This window comes from Rossellomorea marisflavi, from assembly GCF_009806575.1.
In the GTDB taxonomy this organism is placed as follows: Bacteria; Bacillota; Bacilli; order Bacillales; family Bacillaceae_B; genus Rossellomorea; species Rossellomorea marisflavi_A.
This window is the reverse complement of record NZ_CP047095.1, coordinates 4,155,062-4,180,265: the sequence shown is the minus strand read 5'-3', so window position 1 is coordinate 4,180,265 and position 25,204 is coordinate 4,155,062. Positions and strand designations below refer to the sequence as shown.

The following is a 25,204-nucleotide window of genomic DNA, read 5'->3' as shown; positions in this document are numbered from 1 at the left end:
CCAGGTTCCTGAGGTTTTCCAAGAGCTTCTCAGGATCTTCTCTCACAAGGTCTTACGGAAGAGGATAAGAAGAAAGAACAGTGGAGGCGTTCATTCCAATGGACTTATAAACCGAAATAAACTCAGGGAAGTATAGATCAATCCATCGCTTGATCCGGTTTTGAGTCGACGCTCCTTGTTTTTTCAGACGAGCCCTAAATGCCGAACCATGACGCAACTCTGCTTCAATAGGAGTCATGTCACGAGGAATACTGTAATAGCCTTGCGGTATCATCTTGGCAATGACACGAGCGTCTTTCGGATCGTTTTTACTCTGTAGGTTGTCATCCAATTCTTTGGTTTGCTTCACATGGAGAGGGTTGACGAGAACAAAGCGAATGCCCCGGTCCGTAAGGTACGAGGATAAATTCATCCAGTAATGACCGGTAGGTTCAAATCCAACGACTACATTCTTCTTTTGATGAGATTCCATCACCTTTAGGATGGTAGCGTAAAAGGTTTCAAAGCCTTGTCTGGACTGACGGAATGAGAAGCTTTTCTTGACCTCCCTACCTCGTTCATCCACTGCGCAGGCATAATGTACACACTTGGCGATGTCGACGCCAATCACCAATGTGTCCTCAGAAATTTGATTAATGCGTTCATTTCGATTATCATGCATGTTAAAGATCCTCCTTTTTGTGTGTGGCTTCGCACCTGCATCATAAAGGAGGATCTTTTTTTGTGCAATAGGTCCATACTTTCCCCACAGGAATAGCTCCTGCGGAAAAGGTGGGAAGCTCGAGACCCCGGAAGCGCAGCTGAGGAGGCTCGACTACCTCCCCGCGGAAAGCAAGTCCCTGTAGCGGAAAGGAACGGTCTGCCTCTTCTCTACACCCCCGCATTTAGAAGCAAGATGACTTTTTCATACTGATTGACTAAAGACACAAGTACATTCCAACGAATATCTACGACCAATAATAAAGAGTGGATTGGAGCGAAAGGGACTTGATCCTGAGGAAAAGAAGGAAATCTAGAGATCCCGGAAGCGCAGCTGAGGAGGCTCGACTACCTCCCCGCGGAAAGCAAGTCCCTGCAGCGGAAAGGAACGGTCTGTATCTTTCATACCCTCCCAGGAAAATCAGAAAGCTATACTCACCAGATATATACTCAACATAAAAAACGCGATCAGAAAATGTTCTCTGACCGCGCTTTGTTCAAAATCCATTATGAGTGTGATGCTCTTCTAGTGGAGCGTAAGATGAGGCTCAGGATAAATACGAAGATGATGGCTCCCAACAATGCCGGGATGATAGCCATTCCTCCTACGACAGGTCCTAGGCTTCCAAGTAGTTTTCCACCGATCCATGCTCCGATGATTCCTGCGATGATGTTCCCGATGATTCCGCCTGGTACATTTTTACCTAGAATTAGTCCTGCCAGCCAACCGATGATGCCTCCGACAATCAAGAAAATAATTAGTCCCATGTTTGTCTCTCCTTTATGATGTATTATTGGTATTACTTTAGATATTCCCCATTTAGAAGAGGTTAAACCCTAATACGTTGTGACTTGGAATACTTTTTGAAGGACATACATGATGTATTTGAAGATCGGTAATTTATCTTGATATTTCTTATACTCGACGGTATACGTTCCGTTTTCATTATTCCAGATGCGCTGGAAGTAATCATCTACATCTGTCATGAGACGGCTGTCCGGAGCTCCTGTGAAAAGAATGTTTTCTTCGAGATTATAGTCATCGAGGTTCCTTGACGTATAGTTGCTTGAGCCTCCTATGACGGTGGAGCTTTCTTTTCCTTTTACATAAATGAACTTGGTATGATACTGCTCTTTGTTGGTGTTGTACCAGCGGATGGAGATGTGTTCGTTATCCAACTTGTTCAGCTCTGATGCGATGGGGAGGTTTGGCAATCCGATTTTCTCCTGTCCAAACGCATTCTGGTTCGGGTCAAGGACCATGCGAACATCTACTTTGCGATCTGCTGCGTTTTCAATGGCGTCGATGATATCACGGTCTGCCAGATAAAACATGCCGATCCACACCTCATCTCCTTCTTTCGCCTTGTCGAGTGCCTTCACGACGTTGGTCTGGACCTTTCTCTCAGTAAGGATCTGTGCTTTTACTTCTTTTCCACCAGATGCTTCTACATGGGTGATGAGTTCATCCACTTCCTTATCAGAAGGGAACGCGTTCATATTTCCTCCTGAGAAAGCGGCGACGGCCTTTTCGGCCTTGATCATATCTTTGAGGATGTCCCCCTTCACCCTGAACGCGATATTGGAATGGAACCCGCTGGCGTCGTGAGGATTGGCGCTAAGGACCATGCCTTCCTTCTCGCTGATTACCACTTTCCGGTGATTCGCTTTTACATTCAGCAGTTTGAGGTATGATCGTGCCGTTACTTCAGGGGCCGATGGGGCCATGGGATTCGGCAGCCACCCATTTCCTTTTTGTCCGAACCATTGAATACAGGCTCTCCACACGCCTGAATACAGGAGGTTCGGGTCCCGAAGACGATCGAGATCAGTGAAGATCACTTCGGCACCGAGTTCTTTCAACGGTTCGAGCTGGTCGGCTTTATGGGAACCGTATGTTGTATTGACATCATCGCTGATGAAGACGACTTTAAGATCGGGTTTTTCTTTCATCCGTTCCTGAATCGTCTTTGATAGCTCTTCGCTTATCTTAGGATAGTTCCGGTCGTTTTTCGTGTAGCCGTTGAAGAGGAAAAGATCGAGAATCAGGAAGTCTTCTGCTTCACTGACGGTTTTGTTGACTTCATCAAATATGGAATGATCGTATTCCTCCTTTCCATCCTTTTGATACGTGAGGTCGTAGATGAACTCAACGTCTTCTTCAGGAATGGAATGGATGCCTCCAGCGTATGAAACACCGTCAGGCAGAGGTTTGGTGCGCTGATAAAACATGATGGTTGATAAAAGCATGATGATCGCAAGACCGATCAACCATCGTTTCTTTTTGTACCATGGGCGCTTTTTCAAATGGACTCCCCTATTCTATATATAATGTCCTTCCTACTATACCCACAAAGGTAAGAAGGGAACCCAGGCATTGTTATTTTATTCAGCACGCTCCTGCCGATACGAAAAAACCCTGCGCTTGAAGGCGCAGGGCTTGGGAATCATACCGTTTTCTTTAATTGACGATGATAGAACATCAGGATCAGGAAGGATAGGATCATGGCGATGATGAGGACAAGGAACGTATTCCTGAACGCATCGACACCATAATCGACTCCGCCCATCTCTACGATCAAGCCTCCGATGACCGAGCCGGAAGCACTGCCGACATAGTGAAGCAGCTGCTTCATACCCATTCCGGATCCGACAAGATCCCTGTTCACCACGCGGGAGACTTCGTTTGTGGTACTTGAAGAGAGACTTGAGAATCCGAAGCTCGTGAACATATAGGCGAGCATGATCATGTATTCGCTGATCGGTGACAGGAAGAAGAACAGGATGGTCGAGATCAGGAGAAGGCAGTGGGCCATCACCATCACACGCATATTCCCGTACTTATCGATCAGTCTGCCCACATAGATGGCGGCAACAGCCGAAAGCATCGCACCCGGGAAGATGATCAATCCCATAGTGGTCGGATTCTTGTCAAAGATGCTTTTTAGCATAAGGGGCATGACGAGCAGAATGGCAAAGTGCGTCACGAACCCCATATAGCTCATGTACAAGATCTTCCTATAGCCCTTATCCCTGATCAGTTTTGGCTGAATGAAAGGGAGTTCGATTTTATGGATCCTGATCCACAGGACTGCAAAGAATATAAGGGCTACTGCGAGATGAATCCAATTGAATCCGGAAATGAAGAGAAGGAAGAATGTGACACCCACTCCGGTCATGATGGCTCCCCATATGTCGAATGCGCCTTTTCGGACTGTTTCAGCGGGCAACAGCTTATAAAGGACGGGAATCATGACGATGACGAGAAGGGTAACCAGGAAGAGATAATTCCAGTTAAGATAGTCAGTGATGACTCCTCCTACAACAGGTCCAAGTCCGAAGCCGAGGGACGATGCAGAGGCGATCATGGCAAGGGCGCGACCCCGTACCGCCATTGGAATAAATCTGCTGGCAAATACCATGGACAGTCCAGGAATGGCCGCGGCACCGGCTGCCTGGAACAAACGGGACAGCAGTAACCATAAGAATGAATCGGCAAAGAAACCAGAAAGGGAACCCAAACCGAACACAACAATCCCGATGATGATCAAGCGCCTGAACGGGAGATAGTCGGACAGGCGTGTATACGTAATCGTCCCGATCGCCAAGACGATAGAATAGCCCGATACGATCCAAGCACCCTCTGAAGGCTTCAAAGAGAACTCATGAAGGATATTTGGAAGGGCGACATTGAACATGGTCGTGTTCATGACGACCAGCCATATGGTCAGGCTGAGGAATGCAACCGTCTTTGTGTAAGAAGGAGCGGTCTTGGTCGGTTGTTCAGTCTTGATAAGACCACCTCCGTAGTTGATTTTGTTTAGACACTCGAAGTAATATACCACAAAACCAACCTGTCTGAAAAACCTTTTGCTTTTACAAAGGGAAACGCACTGTGAGGGATGAAAGAGATTGGGGGAAAGACCTCCGGGGTTCACCCCGAAAGTCCTTCAATAGGCAAGGCCGATTGATGCGTTGGCATACGCGTCTTGGTGGAGGCTTTCCAACAGGAAATGGGCAACATCCGCTCTGGATATTTTCCTTCCTCCTTCAGGAATGGAGGCGGGGTGAGTCCGATAGTCACCTGTGAAAGGTCCATTGATCAGCTGCATGGGTCGGGCGATGGTATAGCGAAATCCACTGTCCTTGATCAGGGAAACGGCTTCCCGGTGGTCCTTCAGCACATTGCGCAGAATGAACTGGGCCAACTTACCTTGTAATCCTGATATTTCATGATCAATGCCGGCAGAGGCGACATAATGGATCGATTTCGCTCCGTGGAGCTGCATGCCGGAGAGGATATGACCGGTCATGATACTGAGCTGTGTTGTCTTTCCAAGACCAGATGCCCCCAGGCAAGAAATGACCGCATCCTGTCCCTGCAGCGCTGCCTGGACAGCCTTTCTGTCCGTGGCGTCTCCCTGGATGAAGGTTGAATGATCGGGAAGTTTGGCAGGATCCCGCACGAATGCAGTCACGTCCAATCCCCGTTCTTTTGCCTGCTTCATCACTTCTGTTCCGGTGGCACCTGTTGCGCCAAAGACGATGATTTTCATTTTATTTCCCTCCTTCTTTATGAATATTGTATAGTATGGGGGAAGAGAATGACGAATCTGAACGGGGGATGAATATGTCCAATCAAGCGATACCAGTCACAGGCATAAACGTCGATGAAGAAACAAGATGCGGACATTACCATACAGAAAAGGATATAATCGCCATCAAATTCAAATGCTGTGACACCTACTATCCATGTCACAAATGCCATGAAGAAATGACTGATCATGAGCCGGTTTTATGGGGACGGGAAGAGTGGAATGAGAAGGCCGTCCTTTGTGGGAAGTGTCGATCGGAATTGAGTATCCTGCAGTATATGAACTGTCAGTCCTCTTGTCCTCACTGTCAGGCTCCATTCAATCCGGGCTGCAGCAATCATTATCATCTATATTTCGAAGGGTAGGGATTCTGGTGGAAAAAGCAACATTTGCAGGAGGATGCTTCTGGTGCATGGTCGAGCCCTTTGATCAACTGGATGGGATTATTTCCGTTACTTCAGGATATACCGGAGGCAAAGGTGATGCTCCGTCCTATAAAGAGGTCGTGAGGGGTGAAAGCGGCCATGTGGAGGCAGTCGAAATTCATTTTGATCCCTCGCTTTTCCCATATGAACGGCTTCTTGAGGTGTATTGGAGGCAGATCGATCCCACGGATGCTGAAGGACAATTCAATGATCGGGGTACACCCTATCGAACGGTGATCTTTTATCACTCCGAAGAACAGCGGATCGCGGCGGTGAAATCGCGTGAAGAGCTTCAACACAGCGGGAAATTTGCAAAGCCGATTGCAACAGAGATCCTTCCTGCTGCTGTATTTCACAAAGCGGAGGAGTACCACCAGGATTTCTATAAAAAGAATATGTTCCGCTATGCCCTTTATAAACGGGGGTCTGGAAGGGACGCGTTTATAAAGGAATATTGGCCAGAAGACCGTTCTTATCTGAAAGAGACGCTCACTCCCTTGCAATACCGTGTCACCCAGGAAAATGGGACGGAGCCTCCTTATGAGAATGAGTACTGGGATAACCGGGAAGAAGGCATCTATGTCGATATCGTCTCCGGGGAGCCTTTATTCACCTCGAGGGATCAGTATGATAGTGGATGCGGATGGCCGAGCTTTACAAAACCTGTCATGAAGGCAAGTGTGACGGAACGGTATGACCTCAGTCATCGTTCGACACGTATGGAAGTCCGCAGCAGGGAAGCCGATTCCCATCTTGGCCACGTGTTTACCGACGGACCAGGACCTGACGGGTTGAGGTACTGCATCAATTCAGCGGCTCTCCGGTTCATCCCGAAAGATTTGCTTGAGGAAGAAGGGTATGGGGATTTCAGAATCTTATTTAATTGAAAAGGGACCGCTTGAGCGGTCCCTTTTCAATTAGTTTTGTCATATCCTGCGATAAATATTTCCCGGGTCATAGATTATTCATCAATCGATGGAAGCGGCTTTTGGGCTGGTCCTTCAATGACTGTACCTTCAGGAGAAAAACGCGATCCATGACAAGGACAATCCCATGTAAGATCACCTTGGTTCCAAGCAGTTTCACAGCCTAAATGGGTACAGGCGGTATCCACGAGGTGGAGCCTGCCTTCCTCGTCCCGATACCCTCCGCATTTCTTCCCTCCATGCCAGACGACAGCTCCTTCCCCGTTCTTGAGGTCCCGGGAAGACTTGAATGGAATCTGGAGTTTTCCTTTTATAAGATGCTTGGCCACATCGGCATTCTGCGAGATGAAGTGTTTAATGCTTGGGTCGGCGACAAATCGTGAAGGGGTGTAGAGGTCAGCGTATATATTATGATGACCAAGTATCAAATCGGACAGGATCATTCCCGATAAAGGTCCGGTCGTCATCCCCCATTTTTTGAAGCCCGTGGCTACGAAGATGGTAGGGTGCTTCTCTGTGAGTGTTCCGATATAAGGAACTTTATCAACTGAAATCAAGTCCTGGGCAGACCACCGGTGAAGTGTATCAGATTTCCCGAACACCGCACTTCCGCATTTCTCCAAGGATTCATAGTGTTCCTGTGTATCCTTGCCCTGCCCGGCTTTATGATTCTCTCCACCGATCAGGATCAGCTCCCCGCCTTCATGCACGACCGAGCGGAAGGAACGGGAAGGATCTTCCGCATTGATATACATTCCACCAGGGAATTTTTTCTCCGATTTGATTCCGATGATATAGGAGCGCTCCGCATACATCTTGGTGAAGTAAAGCCCCATTCCATCAAAGAAGGGGAAGTGTGTGCAGATCGCTACCTTATTACATTCCAGATGATAACCGCTCGATGTTATGACCTTTGTTGCCGTGTCGTCTTCAATGGTCTCGGCAGGGGTTTGTTCGAATACTTGACCGCCAAGTTCAATAAAGGATTCAATGAGGTGCTTAAAGAATTTCAGAGGGTGAAACTGGGCCTGCCCTTTCATGACGATGGCCTGTTTAATGGGAATGTCGAGGGGGATGGTTTCCACCAGTTCTCCGTCGATTCCAAGTTCAAGATACGCTTCATACTCTTTTTGTACCTTCTGCAGATACTCATTCGTTTCCGCATAGACATAGGCATCCTGTTCACTGAAGCCACAGTCGACTTCTTTTGCCAAATTTCTGATCCAGTCCAGCGCCTTCACATTGGATTCGTAATAATGCCTGGCGTATTCTGTACCGAAATGCTGAATCAGTTCATCGTATATAAGGCCATGCTGCGCTGTGATCTTGGCTGTCGTGTGACCGGTTGTCCCATTCAATAACCGGTCTGCTTCGATCAGAGCCACCTTCTTTCCGCTTTTGGCAAGGAAATATGCAGTGGTGATCCCGGCGATGCCCCCACCGACCACGACCGTTTCCACCTTGAGGTTACGGTCAAGCTTTGGGTAGGAGGGGAGGTGGATATCCTTCCTCCAATAAGGTTCCGGATGCTGATGATTCATGAATTCACGCTCCTTTTCATTACGTCACTACCATGATTGCCGAACTGGTTGGAAAACATAAGTCGTTGGGAGAGTAAAATAAAAAAACCGCCCTTTAGGGGCGGTCGGGTGCATCATGAATTGGTTTTTCCGTATTTTTCAGCTGCGTCCACCGTCTGCTTCAACAGCATGGAGATCGTTACGGGGCCGACACCACCAGGGACGGGTGTAATGGCCGATGCTTTTGCATAGCAGCTTTCATAATCGATGTCGCCCACATTTCCGGGGTTGTATCCGGCGTCGAGGACAATGGCTCCCTCTTTCAACCAATCTCCTTGGATGAAGTTTGGTTTACCTACTGCTGCAACGACGATGTCCGCATCAGCAAGGAGGGCGGGGAGGTTTTCTGTATAGGAATGACACGTGGTCACCGTGGCGTTTCGGTTCAATAGCATCATGGAGACAGGTTTACCCAGGATCGGACTTCTTCCTACCACTACGGCGTGCTTTCCTTTGGGGTCTACATTGTAGTAATCGATGATTTCCATGATCGCTGCCGGGGTGCAGGACGGGAATTCACCAAAGCCCAATGCGTTTTGACCGAAGCCGTGGCTGGTTACACCGTCTACATCCTTTTCGATGGAAATGCGTTCAAAAGCGGCGCGCTCATCGATTTGGGACGGCACGGGGTGTTGGAGAAGGATGCCATGGACCGTAGAATCGTCATTGAGTCCATCAAGGACGGCCAATAACTCTTCTGTCGTCGTTTCTGCCGGGAGATGGATCTTTCTTGATTCCATACCGATTTTCGCGCAGGCGTTCCCCTTCATCTTGACATATGTGGCAGAGGACGGGTCGTCTCCTACCAGTACGGTGGCAAGGCATGGGGTAACCCCTTGTTCTTTCAATGCTTCAACACGTATTTTTAATTGTTCCTTTACGTCTGTTGCGACTTTACTTCCGTTTAAGATCAATGGTTCCATTGCGATCCCTCCTGAAATGTTTTAAGGCTGTTATCGTGTAGCTCATGGATATGGCCCAATCATTATGCCCAGGCGAACGGCAAATGGGTATATGAACGCAGCTCCCTTGTGGTCATTTCCACATTTTCGCCAGTCACTGCTTAATAGATGCAAAATGATTATAACACGAATATAAAACAAGAATCCAGTCGTATTGTTCGGTTTTAAGGGGTCGAATTTTGGGAAATGACGGAAGGAGTGAAGAAAGCGCGTTCAACTCAATCTCATCCGGATATCCAATTCGTTTTTTCATAATGAATATCCAACAAACCCAATCGGCTTGGTGAAATTTCTTTGAAGGTGAATCTGTGGTAAAGTGGGTGCATTATGAAAGAGAGAAAGAGTGATAGAAAATGAAAAGGGAACGGATGACCCGTTGGGGATTTTTCTTTGTCGGGTTGATCATCATGGCGTTCGGCATTACGTTGACCATTAAAGGGAAGGATCTTGGCATCGGTCCATGGGACGTCCTTCATTATGGGCTATTCCTGAATGCCGGATTGAGCATTGGGGCCTGGTCGATCATTGCGGGAATCGTCATCCTCTCCTTCACCGGGATCATGACAAAATCAATCCCGAAACTGGGTGCCTTCATCAATATGCTCCTTGTGGGGATTTTTATAGACATCTTCAACTATCTTCTTCCTGACCCTTCGTCTTTATGGATACAGGCAGGTGTACTGTGTATCGGGATCATCATCATGGGAATCGGGATCGGTATTTATGTAGCTGCAGGACTGGGAGCTGGCCCCAGGGACAGTCTTATGCTCTTAATCGTGGATAAGACCGGCTGGCGCGTCCAGTGGGTGAGGAACGGCATGGAACTGGTCGTATTGATTGCAGGCTGGCTGCTTGGCGGCCCCGTCGGGTTCGGAACGATCGTCATCGCTCTAGGTGTCGGACAGGTGGTAGGCTGGTCCTTGCCTATGAGCAGGAATTGGGTTGAGACAACGATTGCACGTCATCGAGAGGATGCAACCCTTGCAGGGTAGCTTGAGCAGAATGAGGGGGAACCGGGATGAGAGAGCTTGTGACAAATTGTGAAGCATGCGGGTGTGACATCTATTGTGAGAATGGCTTTTATCAGGGAGATGAGGAACTTAGGGTCTGTCTCGCATGTTCAAGTCATGTGAGGACATATACGGCCACCCTCCTCCGATGCTTCAAAGAGATGGAATCAGAAGAAAACCGGGTGCCGATGGAAGCGTATATGCGGAATCAGTTCTCGTTTTATGGCATCAAAACGCCTGAGCGCAACGCTGCTCTCAAGGACTTTGTCAAACAGTACGGGGATCCCCCTCTGCAAGAGCTGCCTTCCGTCACGAAATTGCTCTGGGACGAACCGGGGCGGGAGTGTCAGTATGCCGCTCTCTATCTCCTTTCAAGGCAGGTCAAGAAGCTGACCCTTGACCATCTACCGCTCCTTGAAGAGCTCATCGTCAAAAAGTCCTGGTGGGATACCATTGATGGCATCGCCCCGAACCTTGCAGGATCCATTTTCCTGAAACATGGAGATGGAGGATATCCTGAACGGTGGATCACATCAGATCATATCTGGCTGAATCGGTCGGCCATCCTTTATCAGCTGAAATATAAAGATAAGACCGAAGAGGACCGACTATTCGGCTATATCAGGAAAAAACAAGATTCCAAGGAATTCTTCATCCAAAAAGCGATCGGCTGGGCTCTCCGGGAGTACTCCAAGACAAATCCGGAAACGGTGGAGGATTTTATCGCAAACGAGGATCTCGCACCGCTCAGTGAGCGCGAGGGAATGAAGCATATCAACAAAATCAGGGGGTAAGGGAACATGAACTGGAATGATTGCATCGAGAGAACGAATACCCACTCGGTTAAATGGTCGTATCCACAGGAGGATGTCATACCGATGTGCATAGCAGATATGGATTTTCAGGTTTCCCCTGCCATCGTGGAGGCATTGCAAAAGAAAGCTGCTCATGGAATTTACGGCTATACCACCTTCAGTGACCGGTACTTCGACTCGATCATCGGCTGGTGGGACAAGCAGTATGGCATCAAGATCCAGAAGGAATGGATTTCATTCAGTCCTGGGATCATTCCGGGCATCAACGTCCTTCTTTCGGTCCTCACAGAGCCGGGGGATGGCGTCATCCTGCAGGATCCCGTGTACTATCCTTTCTACAGCACGATCGAGGCGCATGGATGCACGGTTCTGAAGAATACGCTTCTCTATGAAAATGGGCGCTATGAGATGGACTTTGATGACTTGGAGGAAAAAGCGCGTTCTTCAAAAGCAAAGGTCCTGATCCTCTGCAGTCCCCATAATCCTGTCGGCAGGGTGTGGACAAAAGAAGAGCTGGAGCGGGTAGCGGCGATTGCGAAAGAACATGATCTTTGGATCATTTCAGATGAAATGCATGGCGACCTCGTGTTCGAGGGGAATCAGCATTTTCCTTTCATCCAGGCGGATCCTTCCGTGAGGGATCGTACCATCGTCTGCTCGGCCCCGAGCAAAACGTTTAACATCGCCGGGCTTCAGACGTCCATACTGATGATCCCGAATAAGGAATTGCAGCAGCGTTATCAAGAGAAGCTCACATCCTTCGGGCTGATGCGTCCCAACGTATTCGGGATTGAAGGCACCATCGCTGCCTATGAGGAAGGGATTCCGTGGCTCGAAGAACTTCTGATGGTGTTGGAGGATAACAAACAGTATGTATTGAATTATATCAAGGAATACATGCCTGAACTTCAGGCGATTCAGCCGGAAGCCACCCACCTGATCTGGATCGACTGTCAGAAACTCGGCATGAGCGGTGAAGAGCTTTGTACCTTCTTCCTGGAGAAGGCCAGAGTGAAATTCGATGAAGGATTCAAATTCGGAGAGACCGGCAGTGCGTTCATCCGAATGAACATTGCCTGTCCCAAAGAGAGAATCGACATGGCGTTGCGTCGGATGAATGAAGCTTTGCTTGAGCATAGAATAGGAAAGCAGCCTTAGAGATAGGGCTGTTTTTTTAATGCCCTGTCCTGTATTCTTCGATATCAATCGACGGGTATCCCCACTTTCAATTAACCTTTGCAGTTGAGAATGGGATTTCGTCGATGGGATGGGGGAAAAGGCCCTGTTTTAAACGCATCAACGTATAAGGATCATCGAACCATGTCGAAACCATAGATCGTCAGTATCAGTTATAAGCGTAATATCAGAAAATACCATAAATAACGAAGAGAGAGAAGAAACTTTCGGCTTATATATTCTGAAAATTTAGTGTGTTATGATTATTTCGCTTATATTATAACTATTCTCATAGAGAGGGGATTATGTATTTGAAAACTAAATTGTTTTCCATTCTTTCCACCGGTGCTTTGGCACTGGGACTGTTGGCACCATTCTCACAGGAGGTCTCGGCCGAGTCCACTCCGACAACTGCCAACTGGAACACCGAGCGATACGGTGATCGCATCGATATCGATGGTCATCTTGAGTCACTGTCTGAAAACGAAAACTTCCTGAATAAAGCTGAAGGAAAGCTGAAAAAACAGGTGAAAGAGTTCAAGTTCGATCAAAAAGGTGAAGTGAAAGCCCAGAGCAATAAACAGACAAGTGAATTTACATATGACGGAGGGACAAAGCTATTCCTTGATCGGGACCTGGAATTCAAACAATTCACTCTGAGAAGTGTGGGCGACAACGTGGAGATCTGGGTGGCGAATGACCTTGCATTCCCTGAAGGAGATCCCCGTCCTCCCCATGTGGTCACTCAGGAGCAGGTAGATAAACTGAAGGATGAGTTCGATTCGAACATCTATCCGACTGCGACGGATTTCTTCGGCATGCCGGATGAGTTGGATGGATCAAATGCCACCGTTCCAAGAATGGTTGGCTTGCCGGATAACTATTACGAGGGCAGTGACAAGGTGATCATGCTGGTCGACAACATCAAGGATGACGGCTACTACGATCCTAGCTATCCGTTCTTCGTGGCAGGCTTCTTCTGGCAGACCCTTGAAAACTATACGGACCGGAACATCATCACGATTGATACGAACAGCTGGGAAACCAGGCTCGAGAATACCTTCTTCGGTACGACAATTCATGAACTCCAGCATTTGATCCATGCCGATAACGACCCGGCTGAAGAGACATGGCTGAATGAAGGGATGTCAACATTCTCCGAGTTCCTCGGAGGATATGGTTCCAATGAGGGTTCTGTGAACTTCTATCTTGATCACCCGGAAAACTCCCTGGTGAACTGGGATGAACACCGCAGTGCGGAAACAGGACCGGAAACGATTGCAGACTATGGACAGGTCTATCTCTTCACCCTCTATATGTACGATAAGTATGGGCAGGAATTCATCAGGGATCTTGCCACAGACCAGAAGCATGGAATTGAGAGTGTCGATCACATGCTGAAGGAATATGGAGCGAAGGAGGACTTCACCACCCTTTATCAACACTTCATCACGGCCCTCGCCATCGATGACGGTTCTGGAGGGAAGTATGATTTCGACAGCATCGATCTGAGGGATCTACCTGTCGACAGTAAAGGCACGAAGCGCGGCAAGACCGTTGATTATGAGAAAGCGCTCGAGTATGAAAAAGAAGGGGTCCCTGCATGGGGAGGGGACTTCAAAGAGCTTGATTTTAAAGGGAAGGTCGACACGATCAATTTCGATGGAGTGGACTTCCTTCCGGTCAAATGGAAAAGCGTCGATGATCCCAAAGGGTCGGGCAACAAAGTGCTCTGGGCTAATGAAGGGGACGAACTGGACAGTGCCATCGTATTAGAAGCAGATCTGTCAAAAGTGGACAAAGCCACCCTCTCCTTCGACAATTTCATCGATATTGAAGAAGCATGGGATTACGCTATGGTCCAAGTTTCTGAAGATAATGGGAAGACATGGACATCGCTTGAGAACGAAAATACCCGTTCGGATGTGGATGGACAGGGATATCCTAAAATCAAAGATAATGTTCCTGGTTTCACCGGTCACTATGAAGACTGGCAAAAAGAAACATTTGATTTGAATCAATACGCCGGGAAGGAAATCTTGATCTCCTTCCGCTATCTGACGGACTGGGGCTATAATGACTCAGGCTGGTTCATTGATAATATTGAGATCCCGGAAATCGGCTTCAAGCAGGATGGGTCCAATCTGGACGTCTTTAAATCGAAAGCGGAAATCCTAGGAGAGTACGTGGAATATACGGTTACATTCATCAATGAAAGACAGGTAGGCAACAAAAAGAACCCGAAAACCAAGTATAAAGTCATTCAGGTCGACCCATTCAATGTGACGGAAACCAATGCCTTGAAGCTTCGACAGCTGTTCAAGGATGGAAGTAACTATATGATTACTTCCTATGCAGCTCCGCCACATGATAAAAACCCAGTCGATTTCACGTATGAAGTCAAATTGAAGGATAAGAAAAAACCAAAGAAGAAGCACTGACCATCAAGAAGCCGTCCTTAGGGTCGGCTTTTTTTTTATAGGAATCAATTTGTCCCGCCAACCGCATACTAGTGACATCATCATAGACAGAGAATCCCCCATTTCCGAAAGAATTATTTTGTCCATCACGGAGAAACATGTTAAACTTATCTGTGTAAAATGGTATGAAAATAGCTAATATTATACTAGTGAATGTCTTTCTGGAGTGCACAATTGTCTATAAAACGCTTACATAAACAAGGAGGTCACAAAGATGACAAGTAAAACCCTGGACCATTTCTTACAGGACAATCTGCAGGATCTAAAATCAAAAGGTCTCTATAATGAAATCGATCCGTTGGAAGGGGCAAACGGACCCGTCATTACGATTAAAGGCAAGGAACTTGTGAATCTCTCTTCAAATAATTATCTTGGACTTGCAACAGATGAGCGCTTGAAAAAAGTGGCCATCGAAGCGGTGAAAGAATATGGTGTCGGAGCAGGTGCTGTCCGGACAATCAACGGAACACTCGACCTTCACGTGAAACTGGAAGAAAAGCTTGCTGAATTCAAGGGAACCGAAGCGGCCATCGCGTATCAATCGGGCTTCAATTGCAATATGGCAGCCATTTCTGCGGTGATGGATAAACATGATGCCATTCTTTCCGATGAATTGAACCATGCGTCCATCATCGACGGATGCCGTCTGTCCCGTGCCAAGATCATCCGATTCAACCACTCGGATATGGAAGATTTGCGTGCGAAGGCGAAGGAAGCGAAAGAATCGGGTCTTTACGCGAAAATCATGATCATCACGGACGGGGTCTTCTCTATGGACGGAGATGTATGCAAGCTACCTGAAATCGTCGAAATCGCAGAGGAATTCGATATCATGACCTATGTGGATGATGCCCATGGTTCCGGTGTTCTTGGTAAAGGTGCCGGTACAGTGAAGCATTTCGGTCTCTCTCATAAAGTCGATTTCCAAATGGGTACGCTGTCTAAAGCCATCGGGGTAGTAGGTGGATATGTGGCCGGTACTCAAAACCTGATCGACTGGTTGAAGGTGCGATCCCGCCCGTTCTTATTCTCGACATCCCTGACGCCTGCGGATGTGACCGCGTGTACGGAAGCGCTGGACTTGTTGATGAACAGCACGGAACTACAGGACAAAATGTGGGAAAATAGTGCCTATCTCAAGGAAAAACTTTCAGGGCTTGGCTTTGATATCGGGAAATCTGAAACGCCGATCACTCCTGTCATCATCGGTGATGAGCAGGCTACCCAAAATTTCAGTAAGCGCCTGTATGAAGAAGGGGTTTATGCGAAGTCCATCGTATTCCCTACAGTGCCCCGGGGAACGGGTCGGGTACGGAATATGCCATCGGCTGCCCATACGAAAGAGATGCTTGATCAAGCGGTCGAAGCATATGAAAAAGTCGGAAAAGAGCTGGGAATCCTTTAATTCCCTTATCATCAACGATATACAGGAGGAACTAAGATGAAGAAGATTCTTGTCACCGGTGCGTTGGGACAGATTGGCTCGGAACTTACGACCCGTCTTCGCGAGGTTTACGGCGCGGATCACGTATTGGCAACAGATATCAGGGAGACCGACAGTCCCGTTGTGACCGGGGGACCCTTCGCGCAGCTGGATGTAACCGATGAAAAGCGCATGTTCGAGCTAGCCAAGACGAACCAAGTCGATACGATCATCCACCTTGCCGCCCTATTGTCGGCTACAGCCGAAGCAAAGCCGCTGCTTGCATGGAACTTGAATATGGGAGGACTCGTCAATGCCCTTGAAACGGCCAGGGAATTGGATTGTCAATTCTTCACCCCAAGCTCGATCGGAGCATTCGGACCAAGTACACCCAAGAAGGCGACACCGCAGGATACCATCATGCGACCGACGACGATGTACGGGGTGAATAAAGTGTCCGGTGAATTGTTATCGGATTATTACTTCACAAAATTCGGTGTGGATACCAGGGGGCTGCGATTCCCGGGCTTGATTTCATACGAAACGCTTCCGGGTGGAGGGACGACGGATTATGCAGTAGAAATCTACTATGAAGCCATCAAGCAGAATCGTTACACTTCCTATATCGGTGAGGGTACCTTCATGGATATGATGTATATGCCGGACGCCCTTGATGCCATCATCAACCTGATGGAAGCGGATGGATCGAAGCTCATCCACCGCAATTCTTTCAACGTAAGTGCCATGAGCGCAGCGCCTGAGCATTTCGAGAAGGCCATCCAGGTTCATCAGCCTGACTTCAAAATCGACTACCAGGTCGATCCCGTCAGACAGGCCATCGCTGAAAGCTGGCCGGATGCCATCGATTCTTCCGCCGCGGTGGAAGAGTGGGGATTCAGCTGCACGTATGACCTGTCGAAGATGACAGCCGATATGCTTCATAAGCTGAAGGTCGAAAAAAGAATATAAGAAATGGAAAACCGCTCCGATATGAATAGGAGCGGTTTTTTTTCGACATATTATAGCAGATGTGGTATATCTTATATAGCCCTTACTCTCTATTTTATACCTTAATATGGAAAATTAAGTGAATAAAGGCACTAATTGTGCTAAAATTCAGAAGTGTATATAGAGAATATGCTTTTAAAGCAGGGGGAATGAACAGTGAAAGAAAAATTGAAGGTTTTGGGTATTCCAATGGCATTGGTCATCCTTATGATCGGAGGGATGTTCCTCCATCAGTTATTGAAGGTGAAAGAGCCCCCTCAGAAGGATTGGAGCCGTTCGGTATACCTTGATCAATCATATAAGGACAGGCCTCAGTTGTTCAGAGGAAGCGGGGACCTCTTCGTCTCAAGTGGAGGAGAGATCCAGGAGCTCAACGTTAAAGAAGGACTCCGGGTCGAGGAGAAGCTGAAGCTTGACGTCGATGTTTCCGGCAGTTACCCCTATTGGACTGATGGCAAGAAGGTCATCTACTATGAGGATACTAAATTAGTGTCCTATGCAGGCGGGAAGAATTCCGTCCTGTCAGAAGGGATCACAGGCCTTCAAACGAGTGAAAACCGTGTGTATTATTGGACGGGTGGCACGCTCTACGAAATGGACCCTCAAACAGAAGATGCTGGTAAGCTTCATTCATTTCAACAGGAGATTGATCGTGTGACCATCGGTAAGGATGGGGATTCCGTAGTTCAGACCAAGGCAGACGATACCCATGTACAATTCCATTATATTGATAAAGAGCATCATGTAAGCGCCCCTTTTTTGCTTCTGGAGAAGAACTCTAGTAAACAAGTTGAAAATGCGACTTATGAGATAGCAGATGGGCAACTGACGTTGTTCTACAGTGAAACAGCCCGCTCACAAGGGCAATTGACCACGGCGACGTATAAGGTGAATCTGCCTGTCGATAAGGTGGGCGATGAGCTTCAAAAGCCAGAAAAGATCCGATTCGTCAACGCAGACAATGGGCTCGATCTGGAGTCACCGGGAGATATCCAACTGGCCGAGATCGATGGGAAAGCCACATTGCTGCTCACTGCAGAGGGGCAGGAAATCGGGGATTTCAATGCGATTGCCCTTTATAAGGCCGTTCCGAATGAAGATGGCTCTTATCAGGCTTTTCGCCTGAACACCACGAGGCATTTGACACAATCACCTCTTCCATTATCAGACAATGAAGTGGTTTGGTTCAATTACAATGGTGGTACATATGAACTATATGGCGCTTCGCAAAATGACGAGGTGACCCAATCGAGTCTGCACTGGACAAAAGCGTCCGTCAAAGAGGCTTTACTCAATGGGACTCTTATGCTATTTTCAAGTTTGGTAACGGGGCTGACCTCATTCTATTGGGTGCTTCCTTCCTTATTTATCCTGATTCTCTTGAATATCTTCAAACCGAATGTATTGGAGAAGGAAGGCATCAGCATGGCGGAATATGTCACCATTTTGATCTTCTTGATCATGCCGTTCACCTATACAGGCAAGGCGATGGGGGATTATTTTCATCAAGTCGCACCGGGCTTCTTGAGCTTCAACGGCAGTGGCTATGCAGTGATGATCGTGATCAGCTTACTGACGGCCCTTGTATGGAAGTTTGGAAGAAATGAGGAGTGGGGTCCGTTTGCCGGAGTGTTTTACTTCATGGGAACCTACATCCTTCTATATATATCACTTATCGGACCGTATATGTTCAATCTATTCTAAGGTGAAAGGAGAGGAAGGCACGTGCGCTCATATGACATTTCTTATATCATTATGCGACTGGTCCTGTCAGCCGTGCTGTTCCTCTCCGCTATGATCATGGTGTTTGTTCTTGAGGGGGTGGCCCTTTTGATCGCCATTCCCGTAGTTGCGAGCATCGGTTTAAGTTTACTCTATCAGTCTATCAAGAAAGCCCTTACGTTTTCTTCTGTCCACGAGACCCTCCTGGAGGAAGAGAATCAACTTTCCACCCTCCTCCACTCCCTGCCGGACTTTGTATCGTTCAAGGATGGAGAGGGAAGATGGATGAAAGTGAACCAGTTTGGGAGGGAGCTCTATAACCTGGAAGGCATCGATTATATCGGAAAGACCGACAGAGAGCTGGGAGAGCTTGTCCCTTTTTTCAAAGACGCCTTTGATTTCTGTATTGAATCGGATGAAAGGGCCTGGGGTGAAAAAGGGACCCGCTGCGAAGAGAGCTTTGTCCTGCCTTCCGGTGAGCATAAGACATTCGATGTGATCAAGGTCCCCTTGTTCCATTCATCCGGGGAGAGGAAGGGCCTTGTCATCATCGGCCGGGATATTACCCAGCAAAAGGTTGCAGAAGAGATGCTTCTTCGAAATGAAAAGCTGTCCGTCGTGGGTGAACTGGCAGCCGGTATCGCTCATGAAATCCGTAATCCCCTTACAAGCATAAAAGGATTCATTCAGCTTTTGGAGGAAAACGAACATGTTTCAGACCGTTACTTAACCATCATGAGCACCGAGATGGACCGCATCAATCAGATTGTCGGAGAGCTCCTCATTTTGTCGAAGCCGCATCTGAGGGAATCACGTCCATTCGATATAAGGGAAGTGCTGGACTATGTCGGTAAAGTGATGGGACATGAAGCACTGATGAAAGGCATCAATCTGAAGGTGGACCTGCCCCAGGAGCCGGTCGAGATCGTCGGGGACCGGAATCAGTGCATACAAGTCGTGATCAACATCACGAAGAATGCCATCGAGTCCATGGAAGAGGGGCTCATTACCATCAAGGCCCACTGCTTGGAGGAAGAGATATTGATCACTGTACAGGATCAGGGAGCAGGCATTCCTGCAGACAGGCTGGAACGTCTGGGAGAACCTTTCTTCACCCTCAAGGAAAAAGGCATGGGCCTTGGACTCACCATCAGTCAAAAAATTATCGAAGGTCATAAAGGAAGTTTGAAGATCGAATCAGAATTGGGGGAAGGGACCCGTGTCACAATCGGGTTCCCCATCCATGCACGCCTGCCGTCAGCACCATGATGGCAGGCTTTTCAATTCATATACAGGAGGTTGACGATGAAAACGATCGAGGCAGTCATTTTTGATATGGATGGGGTCCTGACGGATACGATGCCCCTTTATTACGAAGCGACCAGGGATACCCTGCTTCCATTCGGCATCGACTATACATGGGAGCAGAATAATCGGTTGAAGGGAATCAGCAGGAGGAAGACCATCCGAACCGTATGGAAGGAAGCGGGGAAGAAGATTGAAGAGGACTTGGAAATCCGGCTGGCGGAGGAGAGAAATCGACGCTACCTGCAACTGATGGATACCCTGACGCCTGATCATGTCCTCCCTGGTATGGAATCCTTCTTGAAAGAACTAAAGGAGAATGGAATCCGGATGGCTGTTGCCTCTTCCAGCCGGAACGCACCAGAGGTCCTGAAGAAAACCGGTCTTTCTTGGGCATTTGAATACACCATCGATCCACTTTCCCTTACTAAGGGGAAGCCCGATCCCGAGATCTTCCAGAAGGCGAGGGAGCTGCTGGGAGTCGAAGAAAGAAGGTGTGTCGGGATCGAGGACGGGGAAGCTGGATTAAGAGGCCTTCTTGAGACAGGGATGTTCACGGTAGGAATCGGAAGCGATCCGTTCATGAAACATGCAGACTGGCCGATTCCTTCCACGTTGGAACTGACCCTGACGGCACTACAGGAACAATATCAGAAGTGGTGCGGATAGTAAGGAAGACGTCTATACTTGCTGCTCATCCCCATCATGAAAAAAGGAGTACCCGATCCGTTCCGGGTACTCCTTTCGTATAAGTCAGAATAAGAGATGGGCAATCCCGACGATGATGAGTAGAGTCAAAATCGTCCGTTGAAGGAAGATGACCACCAGATCCCAGAAGGATACAGGGATTTTTGATCCGAGGAGCAGTCCCCCGACTTCTGACAGGTAGATCAGCTGAGTGACGGACAGGCAGGCGATGATGAACCGGGTCATATCGCTCTCGATGCCGGCACCGAAAATGGTAGGGAGGAACATATCCGCAAAACCGACCAGGATCGTTTTTGAAGCCTCTGCTGCTTCAGGAATCTGAAGGAGGTCGAGTACCGGGATGAAGGGGATACCAATCCATTCGAAGAACTTCGTGTTCTCCGCGACGATGAGTGCCGTCGTCCCGATCGCCATGACGATCGGGGCTACGCCCATCCACATATCAAGTACGTTCTTCATGCCGTCTGTGATGAATTTTGACACACTGTTGTTCTTCTTTGCCTGAAGGACAGCCTGTTCATAGCCATAGCCTGCACGGGTATATCCGTCAGGAATGGTCTCTGCTGTATCCTTCCCTTCCTGATCATTGAAATACGTATCAGGCTTGCGGGACAGTGGAGGGATCCGCGGCAGGATAATTGCCGCAACAAGGCCGGAGAACGTCACAGTCAGATAGAAGGGGAAGAAGAATTCACTCAGGTTGACCGTCGAAATGACAACCAGACAGAAGGTGATGGATACAACGGAAAACGTTGTCCCGATGACCGCTGCTTCCCTCTTCGTATAAAAGCCCTCCTCATACTGCTTGCTTGTCAACAGGACCCCGATGGTCCCATCGCCCAGCCACGAAGCCAGACAGTCGATGGAGGATCGACCTGGCAGATTGAAGATCGGCCTCATGACCTTCGTCAGGATGGAACCGAAAAACTCAAGAAGACCAAAATTCAGCAGTAAGGGAAGAAGGAGTCCGGCGAATAAAAAGACGCAGAACAGGATGGAAATCAGCCCATCCGAGCTCAGGAGCAGTCCCCCTGTGTCTTCTGACCATATCCACTCCGGCCCTAACTTAAAAAGGGTCATGACAGCGTAGATACCGCCGACGATCCTGATGACGAACCAGACGGGCGTAACATTAAACAGCGTCTTGAAAAACGGTGAGTCCATGATGACCGCCGGTTTTAAAGCCTTGGTGATGAACGTGCCGATGATCGTCAAGGCGATCAGGATGGTCATGACATAAGGAATCACGGGGCCGATCGCATCCAGCAGTCCATTCGATAGAACGGCAATCGGGATCGTCACTTCACCGTCGACAGGTAAAGGAACTATAAATAATAAAATTCCCAACAAAGAGGGAATGATAAAACGTAGCTGTTGTCCAAGTGTAAAGCGTTGTTGCGGATTCATAGGTTCACCTCAAAAAAGTAATGACGAAAAATGAAACATTATTCATTCTAATGCATACATATTTAATTGTCCATACTCTACTTCAAACTGGTTAACAATAGATGCCTTTGATTATCTTCCCAAAAAGATTCTCTGGTAAACAATCTTTGAAGAAATCTTAATTTCCTGCCTCTATTTAAACCGAGTAAACGCTTACAACTTTATTCTAACCTATGGGTCAATCATTTCAACTCTTTTTAGAAACCCATTCATAAGTCCCGTCTTGAGCCGATAGAAAAAGTAGGAAAAGGAAAAAATTATATTTTTCTGGTAAATAGGTTTAATAGGGATTATTAGGGGTAAATGGAACCCATAACTAGGTTAGTCAGGAGTGTAGTAGATGCAATCACTAACATTACTTACTGAAGAGCAATTAACCAATGCCCACCGAATGGCACAAAAAGAAGGACTGGAAGAAGAGTTCATCGAGATGTTGGAAGTGGAGCTGTTGAGAAGAAGAGAGAATGAAATGTAATTTCATAGAATCTCGTAAATGATAGGTATAAAGGCTGCTCTCCAGATGAGAACAGCCTTTTTTGTGTGTATTTATAATATCAGGAGTCCGATGGAAATGACGACACCGCTCACGATCAGGATCAGAACGCAAAAGCCCATGATATCCTTGGCCTTGAGACCGGCGATGGCGAGAGCCGGCAGGGCCCAGAACGGCTGGATGAGGTTCGTCCAGGCATCCCCCCACGCCACAGCCATGGCCGTCTTGGGAATCGACGCATTGAGGGCCTGTGCCGCATCAAGCATGATGGGTGCCTGTACGGCCCACTGGCCGCCGCCGGACGGGACGAAGAAATTCACAATCCCTGCTGACAGGAAGGCGAAGAAATAAAAGGTTGTGTCATTTGCAATGGACACGAAGACCTCGGAAACGAGTACGGCCAATCCCGAAGCCCCCATCATTCCCATGATCCCCGCATAGAACGGGAACTGGATGACGATGCCGCTTGCCCCTTTGATGGCTTCCTGCACGGAATCAAGGTAGCTTTTAGGGGTTCCGTGGAAGAGGATCCCGAGGAATAAGAAAAGGAAATTGACGATATCCAAATTCAACGCAAACCCATTATTGATGAAATAGTAAACAATGAACCCTATTCCGAGAAGGGATATGATGACCGATAGGATCGAACTGTTCTCCAACCGTTCGGCGGGAGTAGGGTCGACCACTTCTGCGGTGGCTGCAGTTTCATTGAACAAGGATGGATCAACGGAAACGGTATCTTCCTTTGAAGGCATAAGCAGCCGGTTGGCGATGGGAAGAATGATGAAGAGGGCGACAACAATAAAGATATTGAAGGCCGCAAACATCGTTTCACTTGTAGGGATCACCCCCATCTTGTCTTCGAAAGGATGGCCCGCTGTCGCAATCGATAAAGGGATGGAACCGGAAAATCCACCATGCCATACCACGAAACCGGAGTATGCACTTGCGATGAGGAGGCGGTAATCAACCCCTTTGACCCGTTTGGCCAATTCCTTTGCAAACAGGGCGCCGATGACCAGGCCGAACCCCCAGTTGATCCAGCTCGCTGCGAGAGAGACGAGGGTAACGATGATGATGGCCGACCCCGGTGATTTTGCCAGTGAAGCAAGATAGCCCAGCAGTCGTTTGAATAAGGGACTGCTTGCAAGGACATAACCTGTCACGAGCACAAGCACCATTTGCATGGAAAAGGCAAGAAGCCCCCAGAAGCCTTCACCCCAGTATTTAACCATGTCGACGGGTGAACTCTTTGTAAAAATGATTCCGGAAGCAAAAACAAAGAGGGTAAGGATGATGACGAATAAGAATGGATCTGGCAGATAGCGCTGCATAATTCGGTTCGATAGGGCTGTGAGTTTCTTCAATGAATGTCACTCCTTTAGGCTATGTAAATGGTTGATATCCTTACTTAGTTCTATAAAATGTTTGAAAACCCTTTCATATAAAGGGGTTTTCTTCAAGTGGAGTGGTGCAAACTAATAAATGATAGCGGTTCATGATACAATAACCTAATTAAGAATATTTTCCTGAAAGAAAGGTGTCTGACCAATGATTACAAGCATAGCAAGTGATATGGATGGAACATTATTGAACGAAAAACAAGAAATCAGCGAAGGGAACAAAGAGGCGATCCTGAAAGCCCAACAAGCTGGTATCGAAGTGATTGTGGCAACGGGTCGCTCCTACGAAGAAGCCTCCTATGTGGTGAAGGATGCAGGAATCGACTGCGATATCATCTGTGCCAATGGAGCAGAGGTCAGGGATGCCGATGGTGAAATCGTCTATCAGGCAGGCATAGAGGATGAGCGTTCGAGGGAAATTGCGGCGAAGCTGAACAAGCTGGGTATCTACTTCGAGGTGTATACAAATCAGGGGACCTACACGGAAGAGTATGAGAAGGGGATCGATCTCATTATCGACATCTTCAAAACGTCGAATCCCGACGTATCAGAAGAACAGGTGAGGCAGGCAGCCAAAGAACGGTACGACGAAGGCCTCATCAATGTCGTGGAGGATTATGAAGTCCTTTTCAAAGATCCGGAGCACCTTGTCTTTAAATTCCTCGTATTCTCAAAGGACGGGGATAAACTTCAGCAGGCCCAATCTGTCTTGGCAGAACTGGAGGATCTTGCTGTCAGCTCTTCGGGTAAGAACAACCTTGAGATCAATAGCATCGACGCACAAAAAGGGGTGGCCCTTGAAAAAGTTTTATCATCAAAAGGGTTGAATGTGAAAGACGCTATGGCCGTAGGGGATAACTTGAACGACCTCTCCATGATGAAAGTCGTCGGCAGGCCGGTCGCCATGGGAAATGCCCTTCCTGAAGTAAAGGAATTCTGCTCCCATGTGACGGAAACGAATCGTGAAGACGGCGTGGCAAAAGCAATCTTGGAAGCGATGGAGCAGTCGGAAGAGGATTGAAATGAAG

General features: G+C 47.9%; 22 protein-coding genes and 1 riboswitch. Of the genes, 13 read left to right on the top strand and 9 right to left on the bottom strand.

Annotation, left to right across the window (positions count from 1 at the left end; translation table 11 throughout):
- Positions 1-52: 52 nt before the first annotated feature.
- The 5 genes from D5E69_RS23735 to D5E69_RS21440 form a co-directional block, all read right to left on the bottom strand.
- Positions 53-661 (bottom strand): IS110 family transposase, encoded by a 609-nt coding sequence (locus D5E69_RS23735; protein WP_156185327.1) that lies wholly within the window; start codon positions 659-661, stop codon positions 53-55.
- Between the two features lie 545 nt (positions 662-1,206).
- The gene (locus D5E69_RS21455) at positions 1,207-1,467 is read right to left on the bottom strand and encodes a GlsB/YeaQ/YmgE family stress response membrane protein (protein WP_048014140.1); all 261 of its coding nucleotides are present in this window, start codon (positions 1,465-1,467) and stop codon (positions 1,207-1,209) included.
- A gap of 69 nt (positions 1,468-1,536) precedes the next feature.
- Positions 1,537-3,006: a phospholipase D family protein gene (locus D5E69_RS21450; protein WP_048014141.1), complete on the bottom strand. Its 1,470-nt coding sequence runs from the start codon at positions 3,004-3,006 to the stop codon at positions 1,537-1,539.
- Between the two features lie 140 nt (positions 3,007-3,146).
- The gene (locus D5E69_RS21445; RefSeq protein WP_249931531.1) at positions 3,147-4,544 is read right to left on the bottom strand and encodes an MFS transporter; all 1,398 of its coding nucleotides are present in this window, start codon (positions 4,542-4,544) and stop codon (positions 3,147-3,149) included.
- 105 nt (positions 4,545-4,649) lie between these two features.
- Complete coding sequence (locus tag D5E69_RS21440; RefSeq protein ID WP_063191079.1) at positions 4,650-5,255, bottom strand: NAD(P)-dependent oxidoreductase; 606 nt, start codon at positions 5,253-5,255, stop codon at positions 4,650-4,652.
- Between the two features lie 35 nt (positions 5,256-5,290).
- Between D5E69_RS21440 and D5E69_RS21435 the strand changes: the two genes are divergently transcribed.
- Together D5E69_RS21435 and msrB are read left to right on the top strand one after the other, a co-directional pair.
- The gene (locus tag D5E69_RS21435) at positions 5,291-5,659 is read left to right on the top strand and encodes a CHY zinc finger protein (protein ID WP_414894157.1); all 369 of its coding nucleotides are present in this window, start codon (positions 5,291-5,293) and stop codon (positions 5,657-5,659) included.
- 2 nt (positions 5,660-5,661) lie between these two features.
- Positions 5,662-6,606 carry a peptide-methionine (R)-S-oxide reductase MsrB gene (gene msrB / locus D5E69_RS21430; protein ID WP_269430429.1) on the top strand — a complete coding sequence of 315 codons (945 nt, stop codon included), beginning with the start codon at positions 5,662-5,664 and terminating at the stop codon, positions 6,604-6,606.
- A 74-nt stretch (positions 6,607-6,680) separates the two neighbouring features.
- Here the strand turns inward: msrB and D5E69_RS21425 are convergent, their stop codons facing one another.
- Positions 6,681-8,186, bottom strand: a complete 1,506-nt coding sequence (locus D5E69_RS21425) for an FAD-dependent oxidoreductase (protein WP_048014144.1) — start codon at positions 8,184-8,186, stop codon at positions 6,681-6,683.
- Positions 8,187-8,299: 113 nt separating this feature from the next.
- Entirely contained in the window at positions 8,300-9,148 is an 849-nt protein-coding gene (locus tag D5E69_RS21420; RefSeq protein ID WP_048004774.1) for a bifunctional 5,10-methylenetetrahydrofolate dehydrogenase/5,10-methenyltetrahydrofolate cyclohydrolase, read from the bottom strand.
- Between the two features lie 59 nt (positions 9,149-9,207).
- Positions 9,208-9,295: riboswitch (ZMP/ZTP riboswitch) on the bottom strand.
- A 245-nt stretch (positions 9,296-9,540) separates the two neighbouring features.
- Between D5E69_RS21420 and D5E69_RS21415 the strand changes: the two genes are divergently transcribed.
- The 9 genes from D5E69_RS21415 (at position 9,541) to pgmB (ending at position 20,795) form a co-directional block, all read left to right on the top strand.
- A complete protein-coding gene (locus D5E69_RS21415) occupies positions 9,541-10,179 on the top strand; it encodes a YczE/YyaS/YitT family protein (protein ID WP_048004775.1) in 639 nt (212 codons plus the stop codon).
- Positions 10,180-10,205: 26 nt separating this feature from the next.
- Complete coding sequence (locus D5E69_RS21410; protein WP_231579010.1) at positions 10,206-10,991, top strand: DNA alkylation repair protein; 786 nt, start codon at positions 10,206-10,208, stop codon at positions 10,989-10,991.
- A 6-nt stretch (positions 10,992-10,997) separates the two neighbouring features.
- Positions 10,998-12,170 (top strand): MalY/PatB family protein, encoded by a 1,173-nt coding sequence (locus D5E69_RS21405; protein WP_048015000.1) that lies wholly within the window; start codon positions 10,998-11,000, stop codon positions 12,168-12,170.
- A 323-nt stretch (positions 12,171-12,493) separates the two neighbouring features.
- Complete coding sequence (locus tag D5E69_RS21400; protein WP_048004777.1) at positions 12,494-14,629, top strand: immune inhibitor A domain-containing protein; 2,136 nt, start codon at positions 12,494-12,496, stop codon at positions 14,627-14,629.
- A 253-nt stretch (positions 14,630-14,882) separates the two neighbouring features.
- The gene (locus tag D5E69_RS21395) at positions 14,883-16,073 is read left to right on the top strand and encodes a glycine C-acetyltransferase (RefSeq protein ID WP_048004778.1); all 1,191 of its coding nucleotides are present in this window, start codon (positions 14,883-14,885) and stop codon (positions 16,071-16,073) included.
- A 36-nt stretch (positions 16,074-16,109) separates the two neighbouring features.
- Positions 16,110-17,060: an L-threonine 3-dehydrogenase gene (locus D5E69_RS21390; protein ID WP_048004779.1), complete on the top strand. Its 951-nt coding sequence runs from the start codon at positions 16,110-16,112 to the stop codon at positions 17,058-17,060.
- Between the two features lie 195 nt (positions 17,061-17,255).
- Positions 17,256-18,803: a hypothetical protein gene (locus tag D5E69_RS21385; RefSeq protein ID WP_048004780.1), complete on the top strand. Its 1,548-nt coding sequence runs from the start codon at positions 17,256-17,258 to the stop codon at positions 18,801-18,803.
- 51 nt (positions 18,804-18,854) lie between these two features.
- Positions 18,855-20,090 (top strand): ATP-binding protein, encoded by a 1,236-nt coding sequence (locus tag D5E69_RS21380; protein WP_048004961.1) that lies wholly within the window; start codon positions 18,855-18,857, stop codon positions 20,088-20,090.
- A gap of 36 nt (positions 20,091-20,126) precedes the next feature.
- On the top strand, positions 20,127-20,795 hold the full coding sequence (gene pgmB, locus D5E69_RS21375) for a beta-phosphoglucomutase (protein ID WP_159130235.1): 669 nt from the start codon (positions 20,127-20,129) through the stop codon (positions 20,793-20,795).
- An 84-nt stretch (positions 20,796-20,879) separates the two neighbouring features.
- Here the strand turns inward: pgmB and D5E69_RS21370 are convergent, their stop codons facing one another.
- Complete coding sequence (locus tag D5E69_RS21370; RefSeq protein ID WP_159130234.1) at positions 20,880-22,241, bottom strand: YjiH family protein; 1,362 nt, start codon at positions 22,239-22,241, stop codon at positions 20,880-20,882.
- A gap of 379 nt (positions 22,242-22,620) precedes the next feature.
- Here D5E69_RS21370 and sda point away from each other — a divergent pair, with 379 nt between their 5' ends.
- On the top strand, positions 22,621-22,755 hold the full coding sequence (gene sda, locus D5E69_RS21365; protein WP_148794474.1) for a sporulation histidine kinase inhibitor Sda: 135 nt from the start codon (positions 22,621-22,623) through the stop codon (positions 22,753-22,755).
- Between the two features lie 71 nt (positions 22,756-22,826).
- Here sda and D5E69_RS21360 read toward each other — a convergent pair whose 3' ends face one another.
- Entirely contained in the window at positions 22,827-24,140 is a 1,314-nt protein-coding gene (locus tag D5E69_RS21360; RefSeq protein WP_048004782.1) for a short-chain fatty acid transporter, read from the bottom strand.
- Positions 24,141-24,324: 184 nt separating this feature from the next.
- Here D5E69_RS21360 and D5E69_RS21355 point away from each other — a divergent pair, with 184 nt between their 5' ends.
- Positions 24,325-25,197: a Cof-type HAD-IIB family hydrolase gene (locus D5E69_RS21355; protein WP_159130233.1), complete on the top strand. Its 873-nt coding sequence runs from the start codon at positions 24,325-24,327 to the stop codon at positions 25,195-25,197.
- Positions 25,198-25,204 lie beyond the last annotated feature (7 nt).